The following is an 18,513-nucleotide window of genomic DNA, read 5'->3' as shown; positions in this document are numbered from 1 at the left end:
ATAGTTCAAAAAATATCAAGCGATGGCAAGTGCCACTTCTTTTTTTAATGCTTGCAGGAACTGGTCTGCTTCCGTTTTACCCAGGGCCAGGGAGGGCAATAGGCGGATTGTGCTTGTCCCGGCAACCCCCGTGAACATTTTGTGTTCAAATAAAAGCTTGTTACGCAGGTCTTTTACCGGGAAATCAAATTCAATCCCGATCATCAAGCCACGTCCTCTCAGTTCTTTATAGCCCCCAATTTCGCGAATGCCATTGAACAGGTATTCACCTATTTGCGCTGCATTTTCGATCAGGTTTTCTTCTTTCATGATATCAAGAACGGCCACACCTGCCGCACAAGCCAAGTGGTTCCCGCCAAAAGTGGTGCCCAGTAATCCGTAGCTCGCCTTGAATTTCGGAGAGATCAGGATCCCGCCGATCGGGAAACCGTTGCCCATACCTTTCGCCATCGACATGATATCAGGCTCGATGCCGCTGAATTGATGAGAGAAGAACCTGCCGGTTCGTCCGTAGCCGCATTGCACGCTGTCGAGGATCAGGACAGCGCCCGTTTCGTCGCATTTGCGTCTTAATGTCTGTAAAAACTCGTCGGTGCAGACATTAATTCCGCCTACACCCTGAATACCTTCTACGATGACGGCACAAACTTCGTCCGTAATGCCTTCTTCTGCCGCAGCCGCGTCATTGAAGGGGAGGAATGTCACATGCTTATTGTAGTTAACCGGCGCGACGATCGAAGGATTGTCCGTCGCGGCTACTGCGCCGGCCGTGCGACCGTGGAATGATTTGGTAAATGAAATAACTTTCGTACGGCCATTGTGGAAAGACGCCAGTTTCAATGCATTTTCATTGGCTTCGGCGCCTGAGTTGCACAGGAAAAGCTTGTAGTCGGGGTAGCCCGAGAGTTGGCCCAGTTTTTCAGCCAGTTCTTCCTGCAATGAAATCTTTACCGAATTGGAATAGAAGCTGATGGCATTCAGTTGCTTCGTCAGCATATCCACATAATACGGATGCGCATGCCCGACGGAAATCACCGCGTGACCCCCGTAAAGGTCGAGGTATTTGGTGCCGTTCTGATCCCAGAGGTAACTCCCCTGCGCCTTCACCGGTTCTATATCGTAAATAGGGTAAACATCAAATAAATGTGACATTTCTGATTATTTTAAGATGTCGTTAAATTTAACCAAATGCATTAAAAAGCAGGCGCTTTCAACCTTAATCCTGCGTCCTCCGGTAAGCCGAATGCGAGGTTCATATTCTGTACCGCCTGGCCCGAAGCACCCTTTGTGAGGTTGTCGATAATGCTGGTGATCAGCAACTGGCCGTCATGGACTTCCAAATGCACAAAACATTTGTTGGTATTGACAACCTGTTTCAGATCGATCGGCGCTTCACTTACGTGCGTGAACGGGTGTGATGCGTAAAAGTCTTGATAAATCTTTTTCGCATCTTCCAGGGTTCCTGCAAACTTCGTGTACACATTGGCCATGATGCCGCGTGTGTAATCTCCGCGGTAAGGGACAAAATTCACAGCCTTGTCGAACCCGGCCTGCAATTTCCCGAAAGACATTTTGATCTCCGTCAAATGCTGGTGGCTGAATGCCTTGTAGATCGACATATTATTGTTTCTCCACGTAAAATGCGTTGTGGCACTGAGCGCCTGTCCGGCACCGGTGCTGCCGGTTACCGCGCTGACGTGAATGTCATCTTTAATCAATCCTGCACTTGCCAGCGGCAACACAGCGAGCTCGATACTGGTGGCGAAACAGCCGGGGTTCGCTATTTTCGTCGCCGTCTTGACGGTATCCCGCTGCAATTCGGGCAACCCGTAAACAAATCCGTTGGACTCGTTCCGGAAATCAGTACTCAGGTCGATCACTTTGATGGATTCTGGAAGGTTATATTCATCCAGAAATTTCTTCGACTCACCGTGACCCGAGCAAAGGAATATCGCATTCAGGCCTTCCTGATCCAGCAGCAATTGAATATCGTCTCCCGAAAATACCAGATCTGTATCGCCCAGAAGGTCCGTATGGGTTGCATGTACCGGCTTCCCAGCCTGACTTTTACTATGTGCGAAAGCGATGCTGACATAGGGATGGTTAATCAGTATTCTGATCAGCTCTCCTCCCGTATACCCCGCCGCACCGATGACGCCTACGTTTACAGAGTTTATGAGTTTATGAGTTAATGGGTCCATATTCGTAAAATATCACTGCGAGGAGCGAATTGTTTTAATTAGTGATATAAGCATTGCTTTGATTTCCCGGTTTCGCCTTTCAAATACATCGTCTGAAATGTATTGCAAGTCCTTTGATAACAACAGGTAGTACTCCGTTTCATGAAGGGAACCTAACGATGTTTGAAAGAAGTTTGCGATATCAAGTGTTCCCTTTTTGCCGCAACCTTCGGCTAAGTTGGCCGCAATGGACACAGTGGATCGCCGCATCTGAGATATTATACCAAACGTTTCTTTTTTCGGGAACAATTCAGTCAGTTTATAAATTTCAAGCACTAGTGGATGAGACTTCTGCCAGACTTTAAGGTCCTGATAATTTTGCATGCGGTTAACTCATGAACTTTGAACTCATTTACTTTCAACAGATTCGCTCACCTTCTGATAAATCATCACCTGGTTGGAAGCTACTTTGGAGAAGCCTCTTACGTCGTCGCCGGTCCAGGCATTGTTCATTTCGCCATAGCTGCCGAATTTCGACGACATCAGGTCGAATGGTGACTCAATCCCCTCCACATGGAAACGGTAAGGCGCCAGGTATACATGGACTTTGCCGGTAACATGGGCTTGCGTGTCGGTGAGGAACGTCTCGATGTTCCGCATAACCGGTTCCACAAATTGCCCTTTGTGCAGCAGGCTGCCGTACCAGTTCGAAAGTTGCTCTTTCCAGTAAAGCTGCTGTTCGCTCAGCACATGTTTTTCGAGGGTATGGTGTGCTTTGATGATGATCAGCGGAGCGGCGGCTTCGAAGCCCACACGGCCTTTGATCCCAATGATCGTATCGCCGACGTGAATATCACGACCGATCCCGAATGGCTGTGCAATGGCAGCCAGTTTCTGGATAGCGCCCACCGGATTTTCAAAAGTTTCGCCTGCCACTCCTTTCAACTCACCGTTTACAAATTCCAGCGTGATCCGCTCGGGTTCTGTTTTGGTGATCTGGGTAGGCCATGCGGATTCAGGGAGATATTGCTCGGAAGTCAACGTCTCTTTGCCGCCCACCGATGTGCCCCAAAGCCCTTTATTGATGCTGTAAGCGGCTTTCGCCCATTCGCGGCCCACGCCTTTGTTGGTCAGGTATTCAATTTCAGCTTCGCGGGACAGTTTCAGGTCGCGGATAGGGGTGATGATTTCCGCTTCCGGGATGATGATCCGGAAAGCCATATCAAAACGTACCTGGTCGTTGCCTGCACCTGTGCTCCCGTGAGCGATCGCGCTTGCTCCGATCTCTTTGGCATATTCCGCTACCGCAACAGCCTGGAAAACACGTTCTGCGCTTACAGAAAGCGGGTAAGTGTTGTTTTTAAGGATGTTTCCAAAAATCAGGTACTTAATGCAATCATTGTAATAGTCACTGGTTTTCGAAATGGTCGCATGTTTCTTTACGCCCAAAGCATAGGCATTCGTTTCAATGGTTTTCAGTTCTTCGTCAGAAAAACCACCTGTATCAACCAAAACCGAATGGACTTCGTAACCTTTGTCTTCGGCTAAATATTTTACACAAAAGGAGGTATCTAATCCCCCGCTGAACGCTAATACTACTTTGGGCTGTGACATTATGTATTGAATCTGATTCTGATAAATGCTTGATTTGAGAGTGCAAAGTAACGAAAAATACCCCGCTTCGGGCCTATAAAAGCTGCCGGGCGGGGTATTAAAAAGAGATATAAAATCTATAAAAGTGTGCTGTACATTAGTGTACCAGCAAGGCCCCGGCGTTTTTCTTTTTGGCACGTTCTTCCCTTCGCAATAAAATGCGTTGCTTGATTCGCATCCAGCGCTCGTAAAGACTGGATTCTTTCAGGAAATCCCAGGAATGCTTTTCGACCACTGCTTCCGTTCCGTTGGTCGGGGTTGCAGCGGGTTTCTTATCTTCCGGATCGTACATCATGCCCGTGCAAAGGCAATGCTTTCTGCCGGTACGGGTGAGTACATCGTAATTCACGCAGCTCGCGCAGCCTTTCCAAAAAGCGTCGTCAGCAGGTAATTCGCTGAATGTAACCGGTTCATAGCCCAGGTCGGAATTGATTTTCATCACCGGAAGGCTGGTGGTAATACCGATAATTTTGGCATCAGGATATTTTTGACGTGACAGTTCAAAAGCTTTCATTTTAATTGCCTTCGCCATGCCACTGTTGCGGAAATCAGGATGTACGATTAGTCCCGAATTAGCAACGAATTTTCCATGCTCCCAGGTTTCTATATAACAAAACCCCACCCATTCTCCTGTATCCGTAGTAGCAATGATGGCTTTTCCTTCCACCATTTTCTCCATAATATAAACCGGAGAACGTTTGGCTATACCGGTACCACGCTTTTTGGCGCTCTCCTCCATTTCCGCGCAAATCTGTTCGGCGTAATGGAGATGATTTTCATTGGCAGTTTGTACGATAAACTTACTGCCCACTACTTCGGTATTTTTCATTGATGACTATGCTGACAAAATGTTCAAGACAATAATTAACTACACCCAGAGAAAAACGATGGGACGTCTAGTACTGTAAGAAAGAAAAAGGGGGTATGAAAGATTTACCACGTAGGTAAAAGATAATTATGCGGTCCGGGGGGACCTGAATCGGAAAGGCGTAGTATGCAGAACAGTATGTATGCCGTTGTGATTCATTGACTTGCTTGTGCGTCTAAGAGGCTGCAAATTTTGGAAAAAAAAATGTTACTCCAAAGAAACAGAAGATATATTTTTATGGTTCGTTTACATTTATAAAGTTTTTAAGATGGAACTTACGCACGGTATCAAGTTGTGCCATTAACCCTTCGATCAACAACAATATCTTAATTCAGTGGCTTTCATGTCTGCAATTAGCACCGACGATCTGCTTAACGGATATATCAACGGAATATTTCCCATGGCGGAGGCGGACGGTACGATTTACTGGTATTCGCCCAATCCGAGGGCCGTTATACCCATCGATACTTACAAACCTTCGAGGTCACTGAGGCCGGTGATCAATAAAAGGCATTTCGAGATCAGAATTAACACCAATTTTGAAGGGGTCATGCGTGGATGTTCATTGCCGCGCACGGCGGAGCCGGGGACCTGGATTTCCGAGGAGATTATCGAATCCTATACGGCGCTCCATCGCTTGGGTTATGCGCACAGTGTGGAAGCGTGGCGCGAGGAGCGCCTGGTAGGCGGCTTGTACGGCGTATCTATCAACGGTGTGTTTTTCGGAGAGTCCATGTTTACCATTGAAAGCAATGCTTCGAAAGTAGCATTTCATTACCTGATCCAGATACTCCGGCTGAACCGTTTCACACTCCTGGATACACAGTTTATCAATGATAATGTCCTGCGTTACGGAGCCATCGAGATTCCAAGGGAAGAATATCTCGATCGGCTTCAGAAAGCACTAAAGCTGAAAAGGAGGTTCACCGGGACGGTTTTAGATGAGCCGTTGTGAAGGATCCCTTGCAGTCTTTGCATCATGCATTCATTTTCATCTGAAATGACGTATTTTTGGGCATTGTATTGATTACCGGGCATAAAAAGTCTTCGCTATCATGCCGCTTACCAGAATACCAAAGTGTCAAAACCTATTCTCGTCATAAAGTTTGGAACTGCTTCGATCACGCTTCCATCCGGTGAACCTGATGTCAGGATCATTTCGGAAATAGCCCGGCAGGTTTCGGAAATACATTCTCAACATCGCATTATCATTGTTTCTTCCGGAGCGGTAGGGGCGGGTAAAGGCTATATCAACGATTATAAAGGCACAATGACCCAGCGCAAGGCCGCGGCGTCGGTGGGTAATCCGTTGCTGGTCGGTTTGTATGCGTCCTATTTTGCCCCGAACAACATTTTCATCGCACAGAGTTTGTGCGAGCGTCAGCATTTTGCCAACAGGAACAAGTTTTTACAACTGAAAGAAACCTTTCAGGAACTGTGGGCAAATGACATTATTCCGATCGTCAATGAAAATGATGTCGTGAGTGATCGTGAGCTAAAATTTTCAGATAACGACGAGCTGGCTACATTACTGGCTGTCGGTTTTGGTGCTGAGTCGCTGATGTTTTGCACCTCGGTGGGAGGGTTGCTCGATGAGGATGGGAAGATCCTGCGGAACGTATCGAATGTGAATGAGGTTTTTAAGTTTGTCAAGACCGATAAATCTTTTCTCGGACTCGGCGGAATGGCTTCGAAACTGACTTTTGCGAAGCTGGCCGCCCGAATGGCTATCCGCGTGGTGATTTTCGGAATGAATCAGCCCAACGAACTGCTGGAAGCATTGAGGGGGAATGCCGGGACATTGATTACACCCGGGAAAAGTACGTTGTCAGCCCGCAACCGTTGGTTGGGGAGCGGCGGGTTGGTTTCGGGCAGCTTACAGATTGACGAGGGGGCGTCGAAGGCGTTGCTCAAACGAAAAAGTCTGCTGGCGGTGGGAGTCACCGAAGTGACGGGCGATTTTGAAACCGGCGAGATCATTGAAATTTATTCACCTGAAGCAGAAATGATCGCGGTGGCGCGTGCGCGGGAAACCTCTTCCGCGATACGTGCGAATCTGAAAACACTGAATTTCGAAGTGGCGCATGCCAATGATATAGTTTTATTATAATGGAATCGATAGCACCTCAGTTAAAGGAAGCGCGCGAGGCATCTGCCGCGGTGCGCAGGCTGTCAGACAGGCAAAGGGCGGATCTGCTGATCAGTCTTTCGGCCAAAGTGCTGGCAAATGCCGAAAACATCATCGTTGAAAACCGGAAAGATCTGGATCTGATGGATGATGCCGACCCGAAAAAGGACCGTTTGCTCCTGAACCAGAAGCGGATCAACGAACTGGCGCAAAGCCTGATTGAGGTAGCCGAACTCCCGGACCCGACGGGGGAGATTTTTGTAGAGAAAATCATTCAACAGGGGCTTTCCCTGAAAAAAATAGCTGTGCCGCTAGGCGTGGTGGGCGTTATTTATGAATCGCGACCCAACGTGACTATCGACGTAGCTTCATTATGCCTGCGCTCCGCGAATGCGTGCGTGCTCAAAGGAGGAAAGGAAGCGCAGCATTCCAATACTTACCTGGTGAGTCTCATCCATGAAGCGCTGGCTGATTTCGGTATACCTGCGGCGGCGGCTACCCTGCTGCCAACCGGGCGGGAGTTCGTTGGCGAACTCTTGACCGCCATTCAATATGTGGATATCATTATTCCACGTGGCTCGGAAGGGTTGATCAAATATGTGCGTCAGAATTCTTTGGTGCCTACGATCGAAACCGGAGCGGGTGTTTGTCATACCTATATTGAAAAAACGGGCGACCTGGATAAAGGGGCACAAATTGTAGTGAATGCGAAGGTCTCAAAACCAGCTGCCTGCAATGCGTTGGACACGGTACTCGTCGATAGGGCGATAGCTGGCGAGTTTTTGCCAAAGCTGAAAGAGGATTTTATTAAATGGAATGTCGAGGTTTTCGCGGATGAAGAATCTTACGTGATCCTTGAAAGGGCAGAGTATCCCTATCTGCAAAAAGCAAGTGAGGACGATTTCGGAAAGGAATTTCTCGATTTCAAATGCTCGGTAAAAGTGGTCGACGGGCTGGAAGATGCTTTGAAACAGATTGAAAACTATTCATCCAGGCATTCGGAAGCCATTATTTCGACCGACGAGGAGGCTATCGAAACATTCCTGAAAGAAGTGGATGCGGCTTCGGTGTATGCGAATGCGTCGACGCGTTTTACGGATGGCGGTGTATTCGCATTAGGCGCAGAAATCGGCATTTCGACCCAAAAACTGCATGCCAGGGGCCCATTCGCATTGGAGAAATTGGTAACCGAAAAATGGATTGTTAAAGGTGACGGACAGGTAAGATGGTAAATACTTTGGAAAACATACAAATGCTGTCCACCGAGGCCATTGCATTGCTGAAAAGCCTGATCGAAACGCCTTCTTTCAGCAAGGAAGAGGAGCTCACTGCCAAGCTGATCGCGGACTTTTTTACGAGAAAGAGTATCCCTTTTCATACCAAAAAGAATAACCTGTGGGCCTATAACAAGCATTTCGATGCAAGCAAACCCACCATGCTGCTCAATTCACATCACGACACTGTAAAGCCAAACAAATCCTGGACGCTCGACCCTTTCAAGGCGATCGAGCAGGATGGAAAGTTGTATGGTTTGGGAAGTAATGATGCCGGAGGCTGCCTCGTTTCGCTGATCGCAACCTTCTGTTATTTCTACGACAGGGAAGATCTCGCTTATAATGTGGCCATCGCCACGACTGCCGAGGAAGAAATTTCAGGGAAAGAAGGTTTGGAAATCGTCGCGCCGGAATTGCCCGAAATTGCATTTGCCATTGTCGGCGAGCCTACTGAAATGCATTTGGCGGTGGCTGAAAAAGGGCTTCTCGTTCTGGATTGCACGGCAAAAGGAGTCTCCGGGCACGCTGCGCGTGAGGAGGGCGAAAATGCCATTTACAAAGCATTGAAGGACATTCAATGGATCACTGAATATAAGTTCCCAAAAGTTTCCCCGATGCTCGGGCCGATCAAGATGTCGGTGACGATCATTAATGCGGGTACGCAGCATAATGTAGTGCCCGACGCGTGTACATTCACGATCGACGTGCGTGTGACGGATCAGTATACTTTGGAAGAGGTGGTTACTGAAATCAGGACAAATATTCAGTCGGAAGTAACGCCGCGTTCGATTCGTCTGCGGCCGTCGAGCATTCCGATGGGCCATCCGATTGTGATCGAGGGGTTGAAATTAGGCCGAAATGCTTATGGGTCGCCTACTACTTCCGACCAGGCGCTGCTCGACTGTCCTTCGCTGAAAATGGGTCCCGGGCACTCTGCCAGGTCGCATAGCGCGGATGAATTCATTTATCTGCATGAGATCGAAGAGGGTATCATCCAGTATATTAAAATGGTGGAGGGCGTTGTAACCCGATAATTTGCTATACTTGCCAAAGGGAACTAACCACGTTTTGGCATGCGATTCTACACCGAAGAGGATATTCAGTCTTTCGATAATGTCCGGTTTTTGCACATTAAAACTGCAAAAGCCGGACATCTTTTTACCATCATATTGAGCCGGCCTGAAAAGCGAAATGCCTTCACGCCGACAATGGCCGAGGAAATCATCTTCGCGCTCGCCTATGCACATTACGAGGCTGACATTCGCTGTGTTGTTTTAAAAGCAGAAGGTCCCGTTTTCTGCGCCGGTGCGGATTTAAATGCATTTCATGAAGCATCAGCTAATACGGTAAATCCAACACTCCCGACGATTCGCGAAGAGGTGACTCTTGGTGACGCTTTCAATGAATTACTGAAACCCTGCATTGCGCAGGTAGAAGGACCGGTACTGGCCGGTGGTTTTCTGATGATATGCGGTTGCACATTTGTTTTCAGTGTTCCTGAGGCTACTTTCAGTTTGCCAGAGGTGAAACGGGGCATTTGGCCGATGCAGGTAATGGCGTCGCTTGTCCTGATTATTTCTCAAAGAGAAATCCTGGAAATGTCGATAACAGGCAAAGCATATTCCGGGCAGGAAGCGCTGGGAATGGGCCTGGTCACCCATTTAGCCGACAAAGGGAATATTGAAGCGGAAGTGATTGCATTGGCCGCGCAGATTTGCAATAGCGCGCCACTGGCCATACAATCGGGAATACGAGGTTTGCAAAAAATACAAAACCTACCTCAAAGCGAACAGCATGCATTTCTAAACAGCGAACTGGACAAACTGCTTCAAACAGAAGACGCCAAAGAAGGAACATTAGCCTTCAAAGAAAAAAGAGAACCGATCTGGAAGGGGAAATAATGCGCAATGACAACTCCTGACTACAATAGACCAGACCTGACTAGTCAGTTCGTTGGCACAATCTCGATCTCCTCTCCATAACGGTTGTGGAACTTGAAATCAACCACGCCTAGCGACGAGTCTTTGATCAGTTTCACCCAGGTTTTGTAATGGAAAAACCATTTAACCTGCTCGGAAATCAACCCTTTTGTGAAATAGGAATGCAGGAACGGATGGAGCGAAATGGTAATACCGCGCTCGTTCTGCTTTGTGAGGATGTAATCGAGGTTGTTGGCGATCACGTCGGAAACGAGAATGCTCGCCTGGATCGTGCCCGTACCGCCGCAGGTAGGGCAGGTTTCACGGGTAACGATGTTCATTTCAGGCCTTACACGCTGACGTGTGATTTGCAGCAGGCCAAATTTTGAAAGTGGGAGAACCGTGTATTTAGAACGGTCGCCCTTCATTTCGTCGCGCATGACATCGAACAGCGTGCGCTTGTTCTCCGCTTTCTTCATGTCGATGAAATCCACGACGATAATGCCGCCCATATCGCGCAGACGCAACTGGCGGGCAATTTCCTTCGCCGCTTCCAGGTTGACACTCAATGCAGTCGCTTCCTGGTCCTCTTCCGAGTTGGATTTGTTTCCGCTGTTGACGTCGATCACGTGCAACGCTTCCGTGTGCTCGATGATCAGGTAACCGCCATTCGGAAGGCTTACCGAGCGTCCAAACAATGATTTAATCTGTTTTTCCAGACCAAATTGTTCGAACAGCTTGTTCTTGCCATTGTGCAATTTCAGGATGTTTTCCTTTTCCGGCGCAATGTTGTGAATGTAAGCTTTGATATCGTCGTATACTTCCTTGGAATCTACGGTAATGCTGTCGAAGGACTCGTTCAGCATATCGCGAATAATAGAGGATGCGCGATTCATTTCACCGATAACCCGGTCACGGGGCTTGGCATCGCGAAGTGCTTTGATACCATTCTCCCATTTGTCCAGGCAATCCTGCAAGTCTTTATTGAGTTCATCCACATCCTTGCCCGTAGCAACGGTACGGATGATCACCCCGAAATTCTGAGGCTTAATGGAAGACATCAGTCGCTGCAAGCGGTTTCTTTCCTGTTTGTCAGTGATTTTCTTCGAAAGATTTACAGAATTCGAAAAGGGAACGAGGACAATGTAACGCCCGGCAATCGATATGTCGCAGGAAAGTCGCGGACCTTTTGTAGAAATAGGTTCCTTAACGATCTGAACCAGGATAGGTTGGTTTTTGGAGAGAACCTTATCGATTTTGCCAAGCTTCTCGATTTCCGGCTCCATCTTGAAATTATTCAATTTGCCGGAATGTCCGCGTTTGGCGATAACGTCCTTGGTGAGCTTGTTCAGCGAATTGATATTGGGCCCCAGATCGAGGTAATGCAGAAATGCATCTTTTTCAAAACCAACGTCTACAAAGGCAGCATTGAGCCCTGCCACCAGCTTCCGAACAGTACCCAGGTATATATCGCCTACGGTAAAGCTCTGATCCGGTGTTTCTACGTGATATTCTAAAAGACGTTTATCCTGCAAAAGGGCTATACGCTCTCCCTTTTGAGTAGAATTGATTAGTAATTCGTTACTCAATGTTCAACCAACTGAATGGCTCGATAATGTTGATACTTAACCTCCCGCATTCTGATTGTCAGCGGGATACAAACGTGGGGAATAAGGATGACCGGATCTTACGATTAAAATCCGGTCATGACCAATTATTTCTTCTTATGTCTGTTTTTTCTAAGTCTTTTCTTTCTCTTGTGAGTGGAGATCTTATGTCTTTTTCTCTTTTTTCCGCAAGGCATGATTATGTCGTTTATAAATAAAAATTAATTCCTTTAATGATCTGGTGATCAGTTGTTCAGACGGTCTTCCAGCTCGCCGATGGCTTGTTGGATCACCGGATCTTTTTCCTCTTTTTTAACCTCCGACAGAACCTTTCTTGCTTGTTCTTTGTCACCCAATTCCACCAGCGAAAGACCCAGATAAAACTTGGCCTTCGTATTGGCAGGATTGTTGGTTAAAATCTGTCTGAACCTGTCAGCAGCTTTTGAATATTGATTAGACCTCATGGACAAGATCCCTAAATTGAACAATGCCAATTCATTGGTAGGATCCGCGTCAATCACTTCACGTAGCATCAGGATTCCCTGCATGGGGTTCTCGGTGTTTACGTACGTCATTGCCATATTAGCTTTTGCAGCCAATAGTCCGGGATTCTGGTCAATTGCTTTCTGATAATATTCGCGGGTTTTGATGCCCAGGTTTTTTGCTTTCTGCTCGTCTACCGCAAATCCGTAGGCTTCATAGTAACGGTCACCCGTTCTTACGAGATTGTCAACGGAAGGTGACAAGATCGCCACTTTCTCGGCGTAGAATGCGGCACTGTCTAACTTCTGAAGTTTCGCAAACTCATCGGAAAGCTTGATTCCTGCATTAACCTTTTCTTTTTCTACCGCCTGATTGAAGCCGTTTCTCAGCTGATCAATCATTTTCTGCTGATCAGGGGACAAAACGGCTCCATCATGCGATTTGGGAGAGGATTCAGGTGCGGAAGCTGTTGCGGGTGCAGCAGCAGCCGACTGGCTTCCCTCCTTTTCCATTTCCTTCCCCTTGTTGTTGACGACCACTTTGGGGAGGCTGAAAAGCGTTCCGACCAATGCGACCGCAAATACACAAGAAAGAAGAATGGACTTTTTCATACTCTTATAACCCAACCTTTTCAGGTAAATTACTTTTCAGCGACCGCTTTCAGTTTGTCACTTTCTTTTACCTGCTCAACAAAAACTTTTGCAGGCTTGAAGCTTGGTACAAAGTGCTCGTCAATAATCATGGAAGTTCCCTTTGAAATATTGCGGGCTACTTTGCGCGCACGTTTTTTGTTGATGAAACTACCGAAACCTCTAACATAAAGGTTCTCACCATCAGAAAGTGAGTCCTTTACCACGGTAAAAAACGATTCTAGCGTTTGCTGAACGTCGCCCTTGTCTACGCCTGTTTTCTCGGAAATCTGTGCGATTACGTCTGCCTTAGTCACTTTGATTGTTTACTTTAAGTGGATATTATTTCATTAATTTACTTACTCCTGTAAATTTTGGGAACACAAAGGTACGGTAATTTTACTAAAACTTAAAAGGATGAGGTGTTCCTTTTTTATATAATTCGTTAAAAAACAGTGTACATAAGTGAAAATAATATGATACCGGATCATTTTGAGGTGATTGATTTTAACAGAAAGCTGAAATCCTGGTATCTCGAAAACCACCGCCATTTGCCCTGGCGGGAAACCAAAGACCCATATAAAATTTGGTTGTCCGAGGTAATTCTGCAACAGACACGCGTCGCTCAGGGAATGCCTTACTACAACCGTTTCGTCGATCAGTATCCGACGGTATTTGACCTGGCGGCGGCTGACGAGCGGGATGTGCTCCGGCTCTGGCAGGGGCTCGGGTATTATTCACGTGCCCGGAATATGCATTTCACCGCCCGACAGGTTGTGAGCGATTTCGACGGGAAATTTCCTGAAACCGCCGCGCAGCTTTCGAAACTGAAAGGACTGGGGCATTACACCGCTGCTGCCATCGCTTCTTTTGCTTTTGACGAGGTGGTTGCCGCCATAGATGGTAATGTGTACCGGGTTATGGCGCGCATTTTCGGTGTACAGTCCGATATGCTTAGCAATGAGGGCAAAAAGGAGTTTGCGGGTTTGGCAAAAGAGCTGGTGTCGCGGGAAGACCCTGCGACCTATAACCAGGCTATGATCGAGTTCGGTGCACTGCAATGCTTACCTGCGTCGCCTAACTGCACTGTTTGTATTTTCAACGATCGCTGTTTTGCGTTGGAACATCAAATGCAGGGTCAATTGCCGTTGAAAATCAAGAAATTGACTGTCAAGCATCGCTTTTTAAACTACATTATTATTAAACAAGGTGACAGACTGGCCCTGCGCGAGCGAAGAGGGCGTGACATTTGGGAAGGTCTTTTTGACTTTTACCTTTTCGAATCCAAAACTCCCGCCATGACACCCGACCATCTGACAATATCTGACCCGATCTTCCAAAATCTGCTTTTAAAAGGGCGTCTGGCCGAAATTAGCAAAGTTTATTCCCATATTCTCACACACCAGCGACTGCATGTCAGGTTCTGGTGGCTCGAAATTCCCGAAACCGGGGCGATAGATTTACCGCAAGGAATGGCTTTTTACAGTCACGAACAGGTTGAAGTTCTTCCCAAGCCAATTCTGATCGACACGGTCCTGCGCGAGGAAGGCTATCTCTGACAGCCAGATTATTAGTCTCAAATCCTTTTGAGCGTGGTGAAACGGATTGGCTTGAATTGTGTTTTAAGTAATATATTTTTGTACTAAACACTTAACTATAACAGGTCATGGGCAATTTCAATTTAAATTCGGGTCAGGTTGAAGACTATAATCGTGATGGTTATCTGATTGTTAAAAGCCTGTTTTCAACCGAGGAAATAGACAAGTTGTATCGCACCGCACTGGAAAATTCGGTCATGCAGAAGAATGCGATGGACCTGAACGATCAGTCTGGGAAGAAAACCAAACTGTCTCTGTGGTTTACACCTGGTGATGATGTGTTTGGCTATCTGATCCGGAGCGAACGGATGGTGAATTCTGTGTGGCAGCTTTTACAGCAGGAAAGTCCGGTCTGCCATTTCCACACCAAACTCATGCAGAAGGAGCCCAAAGTGGGTGGCGCCTGGGAATGGCATCAGGATTACGGTTATTGGTACAAGAATCAATTTATTTTTCCGGACCAGCTCATGAGCGTGATGATTGCGCTTACACCGGCCAATAGGGAAAACGGCTGCTTGCAGGTAATCCGAGGATCTCATAAAATGGGACGGGTCAATCACGGTTTTGCCGGCGAACAGGTAGGCGCGGATATGGAAATGGTGAATCATGCATTGACAACTATGGACCTGGTTTACTGCGAGATTGAGCCGGGTGACGCGCTGTTTTTCCACAGCAATTTAATGCATCGCTCCGAGGCCAATTTGTCGGAGAACCCGAGGTGGTCGCTTATATCCTGTTACAATTCCCAATCAAATATTGCTTACAGCGAAACCTCCAATTCCTGGCGCGTGCCCGTGTCCATTGTGCCGGATCATGCTTTGATGGAATGGAACGCAGACGCATTTGGTAATGCCGACTTCCTTAAAAAAGAAGACGATCCCGCTTTGAAGACTACCGGCTGGGAGAATGAGGTGAAAACCAAGTAGCGATAGAACAATATCCTGAACAACCTTAATCTTAAAACACTTTATGCAGAAGATCGCAATGCTTGGGTCCGGCTTTATCGGACGTTTTTATGCGGAATCCATTCACGGGCAGCGAGGCCGCGACCGGGTGGTTGCCATTTACGCGCGGCGGGAGGAAAGCGCCCGGAAGTTTGCAACCGACTACGGTTGCGATTTTTGGTCGTCGGATATGGAAGAGGTCATCGCACATCCCGACGTGAATATGGTCTGCATTGCATTGCCCAATAACGTCCACGAGGAGGCAGTTCTGCTTTGCGCGAAACACAAGAAGGCGGTGGTATCCACCAAGCCGCTGGGCCGCAACGGCGAGGAAGCATTGCGTATGATGAAGGCCGTCGAAGAAGCAGGAATATTTGCGGGCTATCTCGAAGACCTTTGTTACACGCCGAAGTTTCTGAAATCCCTGGAAAGCGTGAAAAACGGCTCATTAGGGCGTATTATCTGGGCTAAGTCGCGGGAAGCGCACCCGGGCCCGCACAGCGAGTGGTTTTGGGATATCGAGCAGGCAGGCGGTGGCTGCATTCTGGACCTGGGTTGCCATTGCATTGAAATATCACGGAATTTTATCGGAAAGGACATCAGGCCCGTGGAAGTAATGTGTTGGGCGGATACTCAGGTGAAGCCAATTGATGCAGAAGACCACGCCATCGCATTGGTCAAGTACGAGAATGGTGCGATCGGGCAGTTTGAAGTAAGCTGGACCTTTCGGGGAGGAATGGATTTACGGGACGAAGTAATGGGTACCGAAGGGACCATCTGGATCAATAACTTTCTCCGTACCGGTTTTGAAATGTTTACAACCGGACAAAATCCGGATGGTGCCGGAGAAGAATATGTCGCTGAAAAGGCAGAAAGCAACACAGGGTGGCTATTTCCGGTGGGAGACGAAGTGAACGATCTGGGTTATAATCACATGTTTACGGATATGTTCAACTCCGCTGAAAAAGGAACAGAGCCCGCAGAGACGTTCTACGATGGCTATATCGTCAATGCAGTGATCGATGCGGCATATAAATCTGCGAAGTCCAAACTTTGGGAGAAAGTTGAATTGCCGGTCTGGCGCGGCAGGGAAGGCGTTACCAAACCTTCTAACTATGTTTCCTACAACGAAACGCATTACCTCATTAAGCAGGAAGTAACCCACGATGGCCGTAATAAACTGATATTGAAAGATAAGGCCACAGGGAAAATTACGGAGCAGGATATTTAGGGGAGGCATTTCATTTAATATTCCTATATTTAAAACTGCAACAAACAATATCCACATTACAAAATCATGGCAGGAAGCGTTAATAAAGTTATATTGATAGGTAACCTGGGAAGCGACCCGGAAGTGCGTTATCTGGAAAGCGGATCGGCGGTAGCGAAATTTAACATCGCTACCACAGAGACTTATACCAATAAAAATGGCGAAAGGGTCGACAACACTGAATGGCATCGCATTGAGCTGTGGGAAGGCCTGGCCAAAGTGGCCGAGAAATATCTGAAAAAGGGAAACCAGGTTTATATCGAAGGACGTATCCGTACCGACACCTGGACGGATAAGGAAGGACAGCAAAGGACAGGTGTAACCATTCGCGCGAACAGCATGACACTGCTCGGCGGACCTTCGGGCGCAAGTTCGGGAGGTGACAATCAGGGTTACCAGCAACCTGGTAATGCACCAAGGAGCAGCAATGCGCCGCGCCCATCGGACCCGATACCTCCATCGATGGCGGCCGGTAGTAACGACGACGACGATCTGCCGTTCTGATGTATTCCAACAGTTATGTAGCGAATCAGCGTTGAAAATGGATTTATTGTTAAATTGATGCTGTTTTTAAGTGGGATTCGCTACATTTAACTTGTTGAAATCCAAAAGTGAAAATTTCCTGAAATTTCGTGAAAGAAACCGAAGACAGCGAAGACCCCCTTTCCCGAACGCGTAAGGGGATGGTTTTTCCCCAGAAAAGTACGCACATAGCGCTGGCCGGGGCAGTTTTACCGGTCGACTTCCTTGCACCATACGACGTTATTCTCGTCATATTTCTTTTTTTAATTTCCCTTTTTTTATCGGGTGTCCGTGCTGCATATGCTGCTTCCGGTGCAATGGAAAATCCCTGGGATCGTAAGCAGGAGGGGGAAAGCCATTTGCCTACCCGCATACAACAGTTGGCACTCTCTCTGGTACAGCGAGGAATTACTTTAATGACACTGTTGCTCGCTGCGAGATTTGCCTGGTTGCACATGCAGGCAGGATCTCTGGACGTGGTTCGCTGGGCCGTGTTGGCTTTTCTGGTAGTTTGGATCTGGCTCGATGCGTTGGTTCGTTATAACAGCGCCCGAAAAGCACACGAATTTATTCCCAGAATAGCCGGGCTAACCCAATTCCTGATCCGGATTTGCAAACCGCTCACGCAGCCGATCATGAAGCTGGGGTATTCGTTAGGCATATTGACACCGGAAGGGGCCGAGATCACAACAGAGATGCTGGAGGCAAAGGCGGAGAGTGAGGAAGAGACGGACCTGTTACGAGGTTTGGCCAACTTCCGTCAGACGAATGCGCGTAAAGCTATGCAGGCACGGTTGCAGATTACAGCCTTCGACATCGAACTGGATTTTCACGAGCTGATGGACCGGATCAATAAGTCGGGTTACTCCCGTGTCCCGGTTTTTAGGGACGACCTGGATCACGTTGAAGGTATTTTGAATGTGAAGGACCTGCTTCCGCATATTCACCTCGACGAACATTTTAACTGGCAGAAATTGCTGCGCCCAGCTTACTTCATTCCGGAAAGCAAACGCCTGGACGACTTGATGAAGGACTTTCAGAACCGGCGCGTCCATATGGCCATTGTAGTGGATGAATATGGCGGTACCAGCGGACTGATTACCCTCGAAGATATTATTGAAGAGATTTTCGGAGACATCAATGATGAATATGATGAAGACGAGGAGGTCAACTATACGCAGGTGGATGAGAATACCTATGTATTTGAGGGAAAGGTGCTTATCAATGACCTCTGCCGCATTCTGAACATTGAAACCGACTATTTCGACGAAGTAAGGGGGAATAGCGAATCGCTCGCAGGATTACTCCTCGAATTGTTTTCGCGCTTGCCTCGTACCGGTGAAATTGCAACCCATCGAGAGGTTACCTTTAAAGTACAATCCGCAGATAAGAAGCGGATTAAGAAGGTAAGGGTGCTGGTATCATAAAAAAAGTGCAA

Annotated in this window: 18 protein-coding genes; 10 read left to right on the top strand and 8 right to left on the bottom strand. The window is 47.5% G+C overall.

Annotation, left to right across the window (positions count from 1 at the left end):
* Positions 1-15 precede the first annotated feature (15 nt).
* The 5 genes from BP71_RS14000 to BP71_RS13980 all read right to left on the bottom strand — a co-directional run bounded on the left by BP71_RS14000 (position 16) and on the right by BP71_RS13980 (position 4,662).
* Positions 16-1,152, bottom strand: coding sequence for an aspartate aminotransferase family protein (locus BP71_RS14000; protein WP_496380168.1), 1,137 nt, complete (start codon positions 1,150-1,152; stop codon positions 16-18).
* 41 nt (positions 1,153-1,193) lie between these two features.
* Entirely contained in the window at positions 1,194-2,201 is a 1,008-nt protein-coding gene (gene argC, locus BP71_RS13995) for an N-acetyl-gamma-glutamyl-phosphate reductase (RefSeq protein WP_496380167.1), read from the bottom strand.
* Positions 2,202-2,213: 12 nt separating this feature from the next.
* Positions 2,214-2,564 carry a four helix bundle protein gene (locus BP71_RS13990; RefSeq protein ID WP_496380166.1) on the bottom strand — a complete coding sequence of 117 codons (351 nt, stop codon included), beginning with the start codon at positions 2,562-2,564 and terminating at the stop codon, positions 2,214-2,216.
* 24 nt (positions 2,565-2,588) lie between these two features.
* A complete protein-coding gene (locus BP71_RS13985; RefSeq protein WP_496380165.1) occupies positions 2,589-3,794 on the bottom strand; it encodes an argininosuccinate synthase in 1,206 nt (401 codons plus the stop codon).
* 136 nt (positions 3,795-3,930) lie between these two features.
* Positions 3,931-4,662 (bottom strand): GNAT family N-acetyltransferase, encoded by a 732-nt coding sequence (locus tag BP71_RS13980; RefSeq protein WP_496380163.1) that lies wholly within the window; start codon positions 4,660-4,662, stop codon positions 3,931-3,933.
* Positions 4,663-5,044: 382 nt separating this feature from the next.
* Between BP71_RS13980 and aat the strand changes: the two genes are divergently transcribed.
* The 5 genes from aat (at position 5,045) to BP71_RS13955 (ending at position 10,004) form a co-directional block, all read left to right on the top strand.
* The gene (aat, locus tag BP71_RS13975) at positions 5,045-5,656 is read left to right on the top strand and encodes a leucyl/phenylalanyl-tRNA--protein transferase (RefSeq protein WP_496380161.1); all 612 of its coding nucleotides are present in this window, start codon (positions 5,045-5,047) and stop codon (positions 5,654-5,656) included.
* A gap of 123 nt (positions 5,657-5,779) precedes the next feature.
* Entirely contained in the window at positions 5,780-6,811 is a 1,032-nt protein-coding gene (proB, locus tag BP71_RS13970; RefSeq protein ID WP_496380159.1) for a glutamate 5-kinase, read from the top strand.
* The gene (locus BP71_RS13965; RefSeq protein ID WP_496380157.1) at positions 6,811-8,061 is read left to right on the top strand and encodes a glutamate-5-semialdehyde dehydrogenase; all 1,251 of its coding nucleotides are present in this window, start codon (positions 6,811-6,813) and stop codon (positions 8,059-8,061) included. Before proB ends, BP71_RS13965 begins: the two co-directional genes overlap by 1 nt.
* A complete protein-coding gene (locus tag BP71_RS13960) occupies positions 8,055-9,137 on the top strand; it encodes a M20 family metallo-hydrolase (RefSeq protein ID WP_496380155.1) in 1,083 nt (360 codons plus the stop codon). The genes BP71_RS13965 and BP71_RS13960 overlap by 7 nt, the downstream gene beginning before the upstream one ends.
* 39 nt (positions 9,138-9,176) lie before the next feature.
* Positions 9,177-10,004, top strand: coding sequence for an enoyl-CoA hydratase-related protein (locus BP71_RS13955; protein ID WP_496380154.1), 828 nt, complete (start codon positions 9,177-9,179; stop codon positions 10,002-10,004).
* Positions 10,005-10,048: 44 nt separating this feature from the next.
* On the opposite strand, the gene BP71_RS13950 is transcribed toward BP71_RS13955, so the two are convergent.
* From BP71_RS13950 to BP71_RS13940, 3 genes are all read right to left on the bottom strand, one after another.
* Entirely contained in the window at positions 10,049-11,611 is a 1,563-nt protein-coding gene (locus BP71_RS13950) for an Rne/Rng family ribonuclease (protein WP_496380152.1), read from the bottom strand.
* A 263-nt stretch (positions 11,612-11,874) separates the two neighbouring features.
* On the bottom strand, positions 11,875-12,723 hold the full coding sequence (locus tag BP71_RS13945; protein ID WP_496380150.1) for a tetratricopeptide repeat protein: 849 nt from the start codon (positions 12,721-12,723) through the stop codon (positions 11,875-11,877).
* Between the two features lie 29 nt (positions 12,724-12,752).
* Positions 12,753-13,058: an HU family DNA-binding protein gene (locus BP71_RS13940; protein ID WP_015813879.1), complete on the bottom strand. Its 306-nt coding sequence runs from the start codon at positions 13,056-13,058 to the stop codon at positions 12,753-12,755.
* Between the two features lie 159 nt (positions 13,059-13,217).
* Here BP71_RS13940 and mutY point away from each other — a divergent pair, with 159 nt between their 5' ends.
* The 5 genes from mutY to BP71_RS13915 all read left to right on the top strand — a co-directional run bounded on the left by mutY (position 13,218) and on the right by BP71_RS13915 (position 18,502).
* Positions 13,218-14,300 (top strand): A/G-specific adenine glycosylase, encoded by a 1,083-nt coding sequence (gene mutY / locus BP71_RS13935; protein WP_496380147.1) that lies wholly within the window; start codon positions 13,218-13,220, stop codon positions 14,298-14,300.
* A gap of 107 nt (positions 14,301-14,407) precedes the next feature.
* A complete protein-coding gene (locus BP71_RS13930; protein ID WP_496380145.1) occupies positions 14,408-15,265 on the top strand; it encodes a phytanoyl-CoA dioxygenase family protein in 858 nt (285 codons plus the stop codon).
* A 43-nt stretch (positions 15,266-15,308) separates the two neighbouring features.
* Positions 15,309-16,514, top strand: a complete 1,206-nt coding sequence (locus tag BP71_RS13925; RefSeq protein ID WP_496380143.1) for a Gfo/Idh/MocA family protein — start codon at positions 15,309-15,311, stop codon at positions 16,512-16,514.
* Positions 16,515-16,580: 66 nt separating this feature from the next.
* Positions 16,581-17,057, top strand: a complete 477-nt coding sequence (locus tag BP71_RS13920; RefSeq protein WP_496380141.1) for a single-stranded DNA-binding protein — start codon at positions 16,581-16,583, stop codon at positions 17,055-17,057.
* A gap of 128 nt (positions 17,058-17,185) precedes the next feature.
* Positions 17,186-18,502 (top strand): transporter associated domain-containing protein, encoded by a 1,317-nt coding sequence (locus tag BP71_RS13915; RefSeq protein ID WP_496380139.1) that lies wholly within the window; start codon positions 17,186-17,188, stop codon positions 18,500-18,502.
* The last annotated feature ends 11 nt before the right edge of the window (positions 18,503-18,513 follow it).

This window comes from Dyadobacter ginsengisoli DSM 21015 (assembly GCF_059568735.1).
The sequence above is the reverse complement of the archived record's forward strand: the minus strand, read 5'-3'. Positions and strand labels throughout refer to the sequence as shown.